This is a genomic window from Acinetobacter sp. 'aerobic (ED)', from assembly GCF_904886855.1.
Taxonomy (GTDB): domain Bacteria; phylum Pseudomonadota; class Gammaproteobacteria; order Pseudomonadales; family Moraxellaceae; genus Acinetobacter; species Acinetobacter courvalinii.
In genome coordinates this window covers 147,515-160,743 of sequence record NZ_CAJHGI010000002.1, presented here as the reverse complement: position 1 = coordinate 160,743, position 13,229 = coordinate 147,515, and the positions used below count along the sequence as shown (strand labels likewise).

Sequence of the window (13,229 nt, the reverse complement as noted above, 5' to 3'; positions counted from 1 at the left end):
AGTCGATTTGCGCTTTAAATTAGCGCTAAATAAAATGGAAAGCAATGCTCAGGCATGATTAGGGAGCAAAGTGATAATTCAAAATGGATAAAGCCACAACCGGCGCGGTTTCTGTTCTCAAAACCCGATCTCCAATACACCAGTTTTTAAAATTATTTTGATTAGCAATGTTAATTTCTGCTTCACTTAGGCCACCTTCGGGACCAATCAGTAAGGCTAGATCCGGTGAACTATTTAACAGCACATTTTCCTGATCTTTATTTGGGGCAAGTACAAAACGTGAGGCAGGTAAATCGGACTCAACCCAGTCGCTGAGTGAAATTGGCGCAAGAATTTCCGGTACACGGTTCATGCCGCATTGTTCACATGCTGCAATCGCAACAGACTGCCAGTGATCCAGTTTCTTTTGGTCACGATCATACTTTAAACGCATTTCGCAACGTTCACTGGTCAAAAGCTGAATGGTGCTCACGCCGAGTTCAGTGGCCTTCTGGATCGCATAATCCATACGATCCCCTTTACTCATGACTTGTCCTAAGATCACTTTAAAAGGGGCAGTACGATCTGCTGCATCAAATTGATCGACTGAAACAAAGGCATTTTTTTTGTTGATCTGAGTCAGTGTGACCACATATTCGCCACCTTTTCCATTGAAAAAGATGGCCTGTTCTTGTTCTTTGGCACGAAGCACGCGTACCCAGTGATGAAATACCGATTCTGTTAATTCAATGGTATGGCCAGTATTTAATTCGGTTTCGATATAAAAACGATTCATGCTTGGGTAGGGCTCGTACAAATTAGTTTAAACCAAGATCAACAACCAGTTGTCGAGTCGGTTCGGTTTGGTTCATTGAGTAGAAGTGCAGGGTTGGTGCGCCACCCGCGATCAGTCGCTCGCACAGATTCACAATCACTTCGTGACCGAAAGCTTTGATGCTTGCGCTATCATCACCATAGGCAGCCAGTTGCTTACGGATCCAGCGTGGAATTTCGGCACCTGTACCATCAGCGAAGCGGATCAGGTTACTGGCATTGGTGATCGGCATGATACCTGGTGCAACTGGAATATTCACGCCTGCTTTGGCAATTCGTTCAATAAAGTAGAAATACGCATCTGGATTGAAGAAAAATTGGGTAATGCCCGCGTTGGCACCCGCATTGACTTTCTCTACAAAACGCTGGATATCACCATCAAAACTGTCTGCTTGTGGATGCATTTCAGGATAAGCAGCGACTTCAATGTGGAAATGGTCACCTGAATGTTCGCGAATAAAACGAACCAGATCCTGTGCATAAGGGAGTTCACCCAGGCCGACCTGACCTGACGGTAAATCACCACGCAATGCCACAATGCGATCGATGCCTTGAGATTTATATAAGTCTAATAGCTCAGCGATACGTGCCTTATCATCCCCGATACAAGACAAGTGCGGTGCAACAGGGGTGCCTTGACCATTAAAGTCATTAATCGCCGCTAAGGTACGTTCACGGGTAGAACCGCCAGCGCCATAGGTAATGGAGAAAAACTCTGGATTTAACAGTTGTAGTTCTTGGTGAACAACACGTAACTTTTCCGCACCCGCATCAGTTTTTGGTGGGAAAAATTCAAAAGAAATAGGAACACGCTTGGTCATTTCAAATCCTTTTTAACTCGCCTGGAAAATTTTAGAAAAAAGGGCAGTCCGTAAAACGTCTGCCCTGATGTTCTTAGTATTTATAAGCGTCAGATTTGAACGGGCCTTCTACAGGAACGCCTAAGTAATCTGCCTGTACTTGCGTCAACTGTGTAAGCACACCACCGAAGCCAACAACCATTGCAGCAGCAACTTCTTCGTCTAATTTCTTAGGCAGTACTTCTACGCGAATCGCCGCTTGTTTTTGATCGGCAGGCAAATCAGCAAATTTCTCAGCGAATAAATGCATTTGACCTAAAACCTGGTTGGCGAAAGAACCATCCATGACACGTGACGGGTGACCTGTGGCGTTACCAAGGTTGACTAGGCGACCTTCTGAAAGAAGGATCAAATAGTTGTTTTCATCTTCTGAACGATATACTTGGTGGACTTGTGGTTTTACTTCAACCCACTTGTAACCACGGAGGTAAGCTGTATCGATTTCAGTGTCAAAGTGACCGATGTTACATACAACCGCACCCGCTTTTAAGCTATCTAACATGGCTGAATCACATACGTGATAGTTACCAGTCGTTGTTACAACAAGGTCAGTATTGCCGAGTAGGTCGTGATTGATGTCTTCTTTCTTGCCAGTTTGTACGCCATTTTTGTATGGAGAAACAACTTCGTAGCCATCCATACATGCCTGCATTGCACAAATCGGGTCCACTTCAGTCACACGTACGATCATGCCTTCCTGACGTAAAGATTGCGCCGAACCTTTACCCACATCACCATAACCGATCACAAGTGCACGACGACCAGAAAGCAACATATCAGTTGCACGTTTGATCGCATCATTTAATGAATGACGGCAACCGTATTTGTTGTCGTTTTTCGATTTAGTGATCGAATCATTCACGTTGATGGCAGGAACTTTAAGTGAACCGTCTTTCCACATTTCCAATAGACGTTGTACGCCTGTTGTGGTTTCTTCGGTAATGCCGTGGATGCGTTCTAACAGCGCAGGGTATTTTTCGTGAACAAGTGCAGTCAAGTCACCGCCATCGTCCAGAATCATGTTGGCATCCCAAGGCTGACCATTTACATTGATCTGTTGCTCTAGGCACCATACATATTCTTCTTCTGTTTCACCTTTCCAGGCAAATACAGGCACGCCGCTTGCAGCAATGGCAGCAGCAGCATGGTCTTGAGTCGAGAAGATGTTGCATGAAGTCCAACGTACTTCTGCGCCAAGTTCAACCAATGTTTCAATTAAAACAGCAGTCTGGATGGTCATATGGATACAACCCAGAATTTTTGCGCCAGCAAGTGGTTTAGCAGCAGAATAACGCTTACGTAAGCCGATCAAAGCTGGCATTTCTGCTTCAGCAAGTTTGATCTCTTTACGACCGTAGTCAGCAAGGGAAATATCGGCAACTTTATAATCTGTAAATGAAGCATTCACCGCGTTCATCAGGATCTCCTAGAAAAAATAGTATGGATCATTCTGTTCGCGGATGCCGTTGTTGGCTAAAGCGAATGTTTAACCGATCGTCGAGCCTGGCAAATTGATCTTTAGTGCCGATCAATTGTCGCAGCATCCCTCGACTGGGCAATATGATACTTGGAAATTGGTTGCGTTCCAATGAAATTTTTATTGGAAATGGCTAGAAAATGAAGAATTAAAAAGGGAGATAAAGTTGGAACTATGCTTATCTTTATAAATCAAGGATTCCAAATCCCTTTGGAACCCTCGTGTTTTGGAAATTTTATCATTAGGCTTTTAAATGATCTTCGAATTCTTCACCCAACTGCATTGCTAAAGCATTACCAGAGAGATCGCCTGTCACCAAACCATATTCTTTTTTAAAGCTGAAGGTAAAACCACGGTTATCTGTAAGATTTTTAACTGAATATCCCAATTTTTCTAACCAAATACGGAAAGCCAATACGTTTTTTGCTTTAACAACTCTGTTTTTCATGCCAGAGATCTCCTTGTGAACATGTATTTATTAATAAGGGTCAGCCAAATTTTTTTAAAGGGGCAATACATAGAATTATTTTGCCACGTGTAAGTAATGTAAAATTAGCGTAATTTTTCTAAGTATAATTTTATCTAGTGTTTTTATATCTATTTGAATTTAAATACTAAACTATTTTTAATTTTTGGGATTTAAAAATTATTTTTTAAATAAATATTTCATGACAAATGTAAAAAATGATTTCATTTTCTAGCTTAAAGGAAGCGTAGAAAATGAATCGCTTAAATTAACATCAATCATTAAAACTGATCTTTCAGGCTACGGATGCGCGCGAACTCCTCAGCACTATCAGTACGTAAAAATGGATTGGTTGCAAGTTCCAGTTCAATGCTACTCGGCAAGGTAATTTGCTCTGCATCACGTAATGCTTTGACCTGTCGCATCCGTTCTTGCAAGGCGACATTATGTGGCTCGACAGTCAAGGCAAACTCGCCATTGGCAAGGGTATATTCATGGGTGCAATACACTTTGGTCTGGATAGGTAATGCGGCCAGTCGATTTAAGGAATGGTACATTTGTTCGGCTGTGCCTTCGAATAAACGCCCGCAGCCCATTGCAAACAGGGTATCACCACTGAACAGGCTATCCATTTCTTCAATAAAATAAGTGATATGACCTAAGGTATGGCCTGGGGTTGCGATCACCTCAATTTTCAGATCATTAAATTGAAAATGATCATTATTCTGTAGCGGATTTGAGATGAGAGAGATTTTGCTCAATTCATCCCGCGGGCCAAAGACTTCAATATTCTGATTGGCCAATAAGCCAGGGACACCAGCGGTATGGTCTGGATGCCAATGGGTTAGCCAGACCTGTTTCAGCGTGAGTTGATGCTGCTGGCAAAAGGCAGTGACCAGATCGGCTTCTGTGGGATCGACCGCAACAACTTCTTTGCTGCGGGTATCTTCCAATAACCAGATATAATTTTTTAAGGCATTTTTGACGTCAATGACATGGATCTTATAGTGCATGACCGAATCCTGAATCTTTATTGCATGTGGTTATTGTGGGTGGGGTACTAAATATTTAGTGCCTGTCTCTAGTTTAAGTGCAAATGTCATTCAGTGCAAAAAAGCGCTGCATTTGTACAGTAATACTGACTTTTTAAGGCAGATTCTGACGTCGATATCCACGCAATTTATTAATAGTTGACAAGTGTTGTATTTTCAATAAAGATGAAAGAAAAGTTTTATAAGTGAATGATTTATATTCATCTTTGATCCTATAAGAAATACTTTATTAAAGCTAAACTATTTAAAAATTAGATTTAACAAAATAAGGATGAGGTCGTTGTAAATCATCATAACAAAGCAGGGGGAGCTTATGTCTGATGTGGCTGATCACGAAGTGGTCATGATTTTTAAAAAATATTTATATCCGCTCTCTGCCAAACTGACAGAAATGTTAAATGAACACTTTAGCCATCAAACAGAGCGCAGAGGTTGTGGCTATACACAAGCAACGCGGGTGATTGCAGATTTTGTTTCGCAGGTGCGTGATCCGGTCGGGTTTCAGGATTTACGCATTTTTGAAGATTATGAAAGCAAAGCGCTGAAAAATATTCTTAATCAATCTGCTTCTTATGGCCTGTCACTGCAAACATGGCGTAATCTGGATATGAATGCGGATGTCCAGCAATGTTTACAGCGTTTGGTTGCGCAAGAACCATTTACTCAATATTTGCAACAGGAAGTGGAATTCCAAGCCAAACTTAGAAATATTCATCAATATGCCCAGCTCGAAGAAAGCAAACTGATCTGTCAGTTGCTTGCCGATATTATCCTTCCTCATACAGCGCAGGATTTCGACATGATTGAATGTCAGGCTTTGGCTGAAAAGCCTAAGGTGGGTTCTTGTCCCATGGCGGAAAAATTCTTTTTGCGTATCGCCCATCACCGTTTATTACGGCAGGGCGAAATCAATATTTTTGTGGATCAACAGGATCAACCGGTTATGATGGAAAAGCTGAATATGGGGGATAACCATTCCTGTATCAGTCTGGTTCCTTTAATGATGAATGGAGTACGATTACCGGCAGGCAGTTTATTCTCTACACATTATGAGATTGAACAACTCGAAAAGCATAAAAACAAGCAATATAAAGGTTATGTGATCCCGATTGCCAAAATGAATGGTTTCTGGTTTTTACGTCTAACCACCTTGGCTGTTTCGCCACAACATCGTGCGCGGGCATTTGGTTATCATTTTAAACAACAGGTCGATAATGGATTATTCAGACCGGATAGCACTGAGTTAAGTCAGCTGATGGATATTGCCAAAGATCAGATTTATGTAGGACATCCATGCTAAAGGCTTGTTACTCTCCGCGATATTTTGCACAGACGCATACCAATAGTATGGAAAAACTCACCGCTGTTGCCGATGTGCTGCGTACGCATCAAATGGCAGAGCTGGTTGATCCAGGGCTGATTGATATTGAGATCTTAAGAAAACTACATCATCCACACTACGTCGATGCTTTTCTATCAGGGCAATCGGCATTCGCCACCATTCAAGGTTTTAAGCCATGGAACGAGCAGTTGAGAGATGCGATTTTATCGGTTCAGGCGGGACAATTGCGAGGCGCTGAGATTGCCTTGAAAGAAGGAATCGCTGCCAATATTGCTCAGGGATTTCATCACGCCAGTTATGAATCGGGTGCCGCGTATTGCACTTTTAATGGTCTGGCACTGGTCGCCAAGCAATATCCTGAGAAACGGATCTTCATTTTGGATTGTGATCAACATGGGGGTGATGGTACGGCTATTTTTACCAACCGTATGACCAACCTGATTAATTTTGGCATTTTTGGCATCCGTTTTGGCTGCAAGGCGGGTGAACGTAGTCTGACCCGATATATTCATCCAAAACAGGGAAATTTTGATTTGTATCGAGAGGCGATCTTTGAGGCTTTTCAATATGCATCACGCTGGGAAGCGGATCTGATGATTTATCAGGCCGGGATGGACTGTCATCAACATGATAAATACGGTTCTAAATGGTTGACCACTGAGTTGCTATTTGAACGGGATCGTATTGTCTTTGACATGGCCAAGAAAATGAAAATTCCGCTCTTGTTTGTATTGGCAGGAGGATATCAGGCGCTGGATGATTTGGTGCCTTTACATGTCAATACATTCAAGGCCGCCAATGAAATCTATTTTTCCAACTAAAAAACAAAAAACGCTCAAGTTGAGCGTTTTTTTTTGAAGTAATTGATTAGCGCAATTTAGCCAACCAATCCCCAAGCATCTGTACCATTTGCACCAGTAGCAATAACACGATTACGGTTAAAATCACCACGCTGGTGTCGAAACGTTGATAACCATACGAAATTGCCAAGTCACCGATACCACCTGCACCGACTGCACCTGCCATTGCTGTTGCGCCGATCAGGGAAATCGTGCCTGTGGTCAGGTTAAGAATCAGGGAGCTACGTGCTTCAGGAATAATAAACTTGAAGATGATCTGCCATGGTGACGCGCCCATAGCCTGAGCGGACTCCACAATACCTTCATTGACTTCGAGCAGAGAGGTTTCAATCAAACGACCTAAGTATGGCCCAACATAGATAGTGAGCGGTACAATCGCAGCCCATGTGCCAATCGATGTACCCACCAGCATTTTAGTGAGTGGAATCACAGCGATCAAAAGAATAATGAAGGGTAGGGAGCGCAGGGCATTCACAATCGGATTGAGGAAATAATAAATCGCACGATTTTGTAAGATGCCACCAGTACGGGTTACGACCAGGGTAATACCCTGAATCAAGCCCCAAATACAACCAAATAGCAAAGAGAAGAAGACCATCTGGAAAGTTTCTTGCAGCGCCGTTACAAACTGGTCGATCGAGAGCGAGCTATGCCAAAAAGGAGCAGTGACTTGCGTGAGCCATTGTACAATTAAATCTCTCATTGGCTGACCACTCCAGATTGTTCTACTTTCACGCCTTGAAGTTCAAGGAACTTTACGGTTTCTTGAATGATCAACGGATCGCCCAGCAGTTGAATAAACATTTGTCCGATCACGGTGCCATTAATCTCGGTCATGTTGGCAAACAGAATATTTAAACTGACATCAAACTGTTTAATCGCAGCCTGAATCACGGTTTCCTGTGCAGAAGTGCCGAGGAACTGCAGGCTATAGATACTATTATGATGCTGGTGTTCAAGATTGCTCAAAATATTGACAGGCAATTGTTGCTGTAAAACCGTTTGAATAAAGGTTTTGGTGGTTGGGTGTTGCGGCTGGCTGAAAATATCCAAGGTTGGACCAGTTTCAATCACATGACCTGATTCCATTACGGCTACATAGTCACATACCGATTCGATCACATCCATTTCATGGGTGACCATGACAATGGTAATGTTCTGTTCCTGATTGATCTTTTTTAAGAGTTCCAGAACTGATTTGGTGGTTTGTGGGTCAAGTGCCGAGGTTGCTTCGTCACAGAGTAGAATCTTAGGATGATTGGCCAGCGCACGTGCGATACCAACACGTTGTTTTTGACCACCTGAAAGTTCATCAGGGTAGGCATCTTTTTTATGTTTTAGATCGATAAAATCGAGCAATTCAGCCAGACGTTTATCCCGTTCAGCTTTACTGTGCCCCAATAATTTAAGCGGCATCTCAATATTTTCAGACACGGTTTTGGTCTGAAGAAGATTGAAGTGCTGAAAGATCATGCCAATATTTGCACGTTCTTGACGAAGTGTTCGTGCGTCCATCGCAGTAAAGTCTTTTTGATTGATAATGACTTGTCCCTGCGTCGGGCGTTCAAGCAAATTAATCAAACGGATCAGTGTACTTTTACCTGCACCACTATAGCCGATAATGCCAAAGATACTGCCGTCCGGGATCTCTAAATTGATCTGGTCCAGTGCATTGATCGTTTGACCTTTCAACTGATAGTGTTTCGAAATGTTTTTAAATTGGATCATGTTCGTCAGTACTATGGCAGAAAAGAAAAAACAGGCAAAATCACTTTGCCTGTTTTATTTGAGAGCATTATATTACGAATTTGCTTCGGTGAGGTAGCTTGTTGGTTTGTTCACGTCAACTTTCGTACCCGCGAAGTGTTCTTGCACATATTTCTTCACCGCTTCAGTGTGGTAAAGCGTGCCAACTTTTTGCAATACAGGATCGTCTTTACGCGATTCAGCAGTGGCTAAAACGTTTACATTCAGCTTGGTACTTTGATCTACAGGCTCATAGAAGATTGCATCTTTCAGAACGTTTAAACCACCTTCCATTGCAAGCGTATTACCTAATAAAATCGCATCAACTTCGTCTTTAACACGTACAGCTGTTGCCATTTGAATTGGTTTGATCACAATTTTTTTCGGGTTTTCAGTAATGTCAGCAGGTGTGCCTTTTACCGGATCAAAGTCAGCTTTTAACTTGATTAAGCCCGCGCTTTGTAAAAGTAATAATGCACGTGATTCATTTGCGCCGTCATTTGGAATGGCAATGGTGGCACCTTCAGCAAACTCTTCAACTTTCTTGACTTTGCTTGAGTAGATCCCCATTGGCTCTAAATAGGTGGTTGAAACAGGTGCAATCTTATCTTTATTGGCAGCATTAAATGCCACAAGGTAAGCGTAAGACTGGAACGCATTCAGATCAACTTCTTTGTTTGCTGCTGCAGTATTCATTGCAACATAATCAGTGAAGTTTTTAATTTCAAGTTTTAGACCTGCAGCTTTAGTTTCAGGTAAAGTTGCAATATAACGCCAGATATCGGCGTCAGAACCTGTCGAAGCGATTACAACAGTTTGTAATGCAGCAGCATCACCTTTTTGCTCGGTAGATGCGGTATCCGGTTGTTTACTGCAAGCTGCAAGTAATAACACCGATACACTTAAAAAAAGACTAATCAGCTTTTTCATGTATAAATCCTAATCGGAATAATGTCGAGAAAATCAGCCTTTCTCGAGCATTAATGATTGCAATAGGTTTGTATGTTGTAAATTGGCATCGTCCTCAAACAATCACGTGAATTATTCTTGAGGTTTTCAGTAGAGTCCTTTCCACAACACGCGAAAAATAAATGAATATTCATGTTCCCATTCAGTATATATACAGCGGGAAATAAGGTATTCATATCTTTTTCTAATCAAATTTGGATTTAGCTGCAATTTGTTTTGTTAGGCTAAATATTCTAATCATTTGAAATCAATGAAAAAGAATACTGATTTAACATAAAAACAACATCTAAAATTTCGGCAATCATAGCAATAAATTAGTGCAGGGGACAGAGCAACAGCGTGGACTATGAGGTATAAGACTATGATTATTTAAGAGAAATTTCAGCATAAGTAAATATAAATTGATGATAGTTTTATGGTTTTTTTAAAAAAAGGCTGTAGCAAGTTGAATTAAAACATAAATATATATTTTTCTGAATTTTATATTTAAATAATGAATATAGAAGTGGAAATTATGCAATTTAAGGAATAAAAAAAGCCTTCCGAAGAAGGCTTTTTAACAGGATTTACTTATTCTGCTTTTTCACGGGCGATGGCGCGATAGCCAATGTCGCTACGGTATTGCATGCCAGTGAAAGTGACCTGACCACACACCTCTAGTGCATTGATTTGTGCTTCAAGTACCGTATCACCTAATGCCGTAACGCAGAGTACGCGACCCCCTGCAGTAATCACATGACCATCAGCACTCATTGCTGTACCGGCATGGAAAATTTTGGTGTCTTCTGGAGATTGACCAAGACCTGAAATGACATCGCCTTTGCGTACAGTTTCAGGATAACCACCAGCAGCAAGCACGATACCAATCGATTTACGCTCATCCCATTCAGCTTCAGCTGGCAAGTTACCTGCAATACCTGCTTCTACCAAATCAACCAAAGATGATTTTAAGCGCATCATGATCGGTTGGGTTTCTGGATCACCAAAACGGCAGTTGAATTCGATTACACGTGGTTGACCTTGTTCATCAATCATCAAGCCCGCGTATAAGAAACCTGTATAAACGTGACCATCTGCTGCCATACCATCCACTGTTGGACGCATCACTTCATTCATGACACGTTCAAAGACTTCCGCAGTGACCACAGGTGCAGGAGAGTAAGCACCCATACCACCTGTGTTTGGACCTTCATCGCCTTCAAAAATGCGTTTATGGTCTTGTGATGTCGCCATTGGCAAAATGTTGTTGCCATCGATCATGCAAATAAAGCTTGCTTCTTCGCCTGCAAGGAATTGTTCAATCACCACACGTGAACCTGCATCGCCAAATTTGTTGCCTGCAAGCATATCGTCAATCGCAGCGAAAGCTTCTTCGTTGGTCATGGCCACGATCACGCCTTTACCCGCCGCAAGACCATCTGCCTTGATAACGATAGGTGCGCCATTTTGCTCTACATAAGCTTTAGCGGCATCGACTTCAGTAAAGACATCATAAAAAGCGGTTGGAATGTTGTGGCGCTTTAAGAAGTGTTTTGCAAATGCTTTAGAACCTTCTAGCTGCGCTGCATATTGGGTTGGTCCCCAGATTTTTAAACCAGCTTCGCGTGCTGCATCCACCACACCATTCACTAAAGGTGCTTCAGGGCCAACAATGACTAATGCCACATCATTTTCTTTGGCAAAAGCAATAATGGCTGGATTGTCTAAAATATCGAGTTCAACGTTCTTGCATTTGTCTTCAGTTGCAGTGCCTGCATTACCTGGCGCCACAAAAACCTGAGTGACTTTTGCATCTTGTGCGATTTTCCATGCAAGTGCATGTTCACGGCCACCGCTACCCAAAACTAAAATATTCATTATAAAGTTATTTCCCTTTTTCCGTATCTAAGAATATACCTGTTCAGAATAAAAAAGTCCCTCTGAATCTACCCCAAACCCCTCTTTGCGAAAGAGGGGAGCAAGCTTACTTATTCGAGTGAAAAAGTAAGTCCCCCTTTTTTAAAGGGGGATTTAGGGGGATTGCGTTGAGACTCAGATCATTTAGTGACGGAAGTGACGCATACCCGTGAACACCATGGCAATACCAGCTTCATCTGCTGCTGCAATGGTTTCTTCGTCACGCATTGAACCGCCTGGCTGGATAATGCATTTAATGCCAGCTTTGGCAGCATTATCAATACCATCACGGAACGGGAAGAATGCATCAGAGGCCATGACTGCACCTTCAACCACTAAACCAGCATGTTCAGCCTTAATCGCAGCAATACGTGCCGAGTTGACGCGGCTCATTTGACCTGCGCCTACACCAATGGTTTGGCGGTTTTTCGCATACACGATTGCATTTGATTTCACATATTTTGCAACTTTCCATGCAAAGATAAGATCATCAATTTCCTGTTCAGTCGGTGCGCGGTTAGTCACAACTTTCAGGTCATCTTTAGTGATCATGCCCAAGTCTTGGTCTTGAACCAATAAACCGCCATTAACGCGTTTATAGTCAAGCTGTGGCGCACGTGCCTCAATGGCCGGAAGTTCACCACAGACCAGTACGCGTACATTCTTTTTCGCACCGGTGATTTCAAGTACACCATCCGCAATGCTTGGTGCAATAATCACTTCAACAAATTGACGATCAACGATTGCTTGTGCTGTCGCAGTGTCTAATTCGCGGTTGAATGCAATGATGCCGCCAAATGCTGATTCAGGATCGGTTGCATAAGCAAGGTCATAAGCTGCCTTGATGCCATCCAGTGAAACTGCAACACCGCAAGGGTTAGCATGTTTAACGATCACACAAGCAGGTTTCGCAAATGATTTCACACATTCAAGTGCTGCATCGGTATCTGCAATATTGTTATAAGAGAGTTCTTTACCTTGTAATTGCTTGGCAGTAGAAACAGAGGCTTCTTTTGCATTTTCTTCTACATAGAAGGCTGCGTTCTGATGCGGGTTTTCACCATAACGTAAATCTTGTGCTTTATTCAGTTGCGTATTGAAGGTACGCGGGAAGAGATCCGCTTCGCCTTCTGCTTTACCCACGCGTGCACCTAAATAAGAAGCAATCATGCCATCGTATTGTGCTGTATGCTCAAATGCTTTAACTGCTAAATCGAAACGTGTTTCATAAGACAGCGTACCATTTGCTTTTAGCTCGGCTACGACTGTGTCGTAGTCTGCTGCATTAACGATAATACCCACTGAAGCGTGGTTTTTCGCTGCTGCACGAACCATGGTCGGACCACCGATGTCGATGTTCTCGATTGCATCTGCAAGTGAACAGTTTGGCTTTGCCACAGTTGCCGCAAATGGATACAGGTTAACAATCACCAGATCAATCGGATCAATGTTGTGTTCTTGCATCACCGCTTCGTCCAGACCACGACGCGCCAAGATGCCTCCATGAATTTTTGGATGCAGTGTTTTAACACGGCCATCCATCATTTCAGGAAAACCTGTATGTTCAGAAACTTCTACTACGGCAATATTGTTGTCTTTAAGCAACTTATAGGTACCGCCCGTAGATAAAATTTCTACCCCTAGCGCTACAAGATTTTGAGCGAATTCAACGATTCCGGTTTTGTCGGATACAGAGATTAAAGCACGTTTGATAGTCATGATTTTAGTCAACAGTTTGAAGTCTACAG

12 protein-coding genes are annotated in these 13,229 nt (G+C 42.4%); 2 read left to right on the top strand and 10 right to left on the bottom strand.

Features of this window, described 5'->3' with window-relative positions:
- Positions 1-58: 58 nt before the first annotated feature.
- The 5 genes from JO943_RS04275 to gloB form a co-directional block, all read right to left on the bottom strand.
- The gene (locus JO943_RS04275; RefSeq protein WP_150953362.1) at positions 59-775 is read right to left on the bottom strand and encodes a 16S rRNA (uracil(1498)-N(3))-methyltransferase; all 717 of its coding nucleotides are present in this window, start codon (positions 773-775) and stop codon (positions 59-61) included.
- Positions 776-797: 22 nt separating this feature from the next.
- Positions 798-1,634, bottom strand: a complete 837-nt coding sequence (metF, locus tag JO943_RS04270; protein ID WP_005229551.1) for a methylenetetrahydrofolate reductase [NAD(P)H] — start codon at positions 1,632-1,634, stop codon at positions 798-800.
- Positions 1,635-1,707: 73 nt separating this feature from the next.
- Positions 1,708-3,090, bottom strand: coding sequence for an adenosylhomocysteinase (gene ahcY, locus JO943_RS04265; protein ID WP_004771530.1), 1,383 nt, complete (start codon positions 3,088-3,090; stop codon positions 1,708-1,710).
- A 301-nt stretch (positions 3,091-3,391) separates the two neighbouring features.
- Positions 3,392-3,598 carry a hypothetical protein gene (locus JO943_RS04260; RefSeq protein ID WP_004771531.1) on the bottom strand — a complete coding sequence of 69 codons (207 nt, stop codon included), beginning with the start codon at positions 3,596-3,598 and terminating at the stop codon, positions 3,392-3,394.
- A 299-nt stretch (positions 3,599-3,897) separates the two neighbouring features.
- The gene (gloB, locus tag JO943_RS04255; protein ID WP_202740077.1) at positions 3,898-4,629 is read right to left on the bottom strand and encodes a hydroxyacylglutathione hydrolase; all 732 of its coding nucleotides are present in this window, start codon (positions 4,627-4,629) and stop codon (positions 3,898-3,900) included.
- 352 nt (positions 4,630-4,981) lie between these two features.
- Between gloB and JO943_RS04250 the strand changes: the two genes are divergently transcribed.
- Positions 4,982-5,968 carry a hypothetical protein gene (locus JO943_RS04250; protein ID WP_202740076.1) on the top strand — a complete coding sequence of 329 codons (987 nt, stop codon included), beginning with the start codon at positions 4,982-4,984 and terminating at the stop codon, positions 5,966-5,968.
- The gene (locus JO943_RS04245) at positions 5,962-6,831 is read left to right on the top strand and encodes a histone deacetylase (RefSeq protein WP_032867391.1); all 870 of its coding nucleotides are present in this window, start codon (positions 5,962-5,964) and stop codon (positions 6,829-6,831) included. The genes JO943_RS04250 and JO943_RS04245 overlap by 7 nt, the downstream gene beginning before the upstream one ends.
- Before the next feature lie 46 nt (positions 6,832-6,877).
- On the opposite strand, the gene JO943_RS04240 is transcribed toward JO943_RS04245, so the two are convergent.
- The 5 genes from JO943_RS04240 to purH form a co-directional block, all read right to left on the bottom strand.
- Positions 6,878-7,573, bottom strand: coding sequence for a methionine ABC transporter permease (locus JO943_RS04240; RefSeq protein WP_004654491.1), 696 nt, complete (start codon positions 7,571-7,573; stop codon positions 6,878-6,880).
- Positions 7,570-8,598 (bottom strand): methionine ABC transporter ATP-binding protein, encoded by a 1,029-nt coding sequence (locus tag JO943_RS04235; RefSeq protein ID WP_202740075.1) that lies wholly within the window; start codon positions 8,596-8,598, stop codon positions 7,570-7,572. The genes JO943_RS04240 and JO943_RS04235 overlap by 4 nt, the downstream gene beginning before the upstream one ends.
- A 72-nt stretch (positions 8,599-8,670) precedes the next feature.
- On the bottom strand, positions 8,671-9,546 hold the full coding sequence (locus JO943_RS04230; protein WP_009514678.1) for a MetQ/NlpA family ABC transporter substrate-binding protein: 876 nt from the start codon (positions 9,544-9,546) through the stop codon (positions 8,671-8,673).
- Positions 9,547-10,155: 609 nt separating this feature from the next.
- Positions 10,156-11,442 (bottom strand): phosphoribosylamine--glycine ligase, encoded by a 1,287-nt coding sequence (gene purD / locus JO943_RS04225; RefSeq protein WP_005229564.1) that lies wholly within the window; start codon positions 11,440-11,442, stop codon positions 10,156-10,158.
- 183 nt (positions 11,443-11,625) lie between these two features.
- Positions 11,626-13,200, bottom strand: a complete 1,575-nt coding sequence (purH, locus tag JO943_RS04220) for a bifunctional phosphoribosylaminoimidazolecarboxamide formyltransferase/IMP cyclohydrolase (RefSeq protein WP_202740074.1) — start codon at positions 13,198-13,200, stop codon at positions 11,626-11,628.
- Positions 13,201-13,229: the final 29 nt, after the last annotated feature.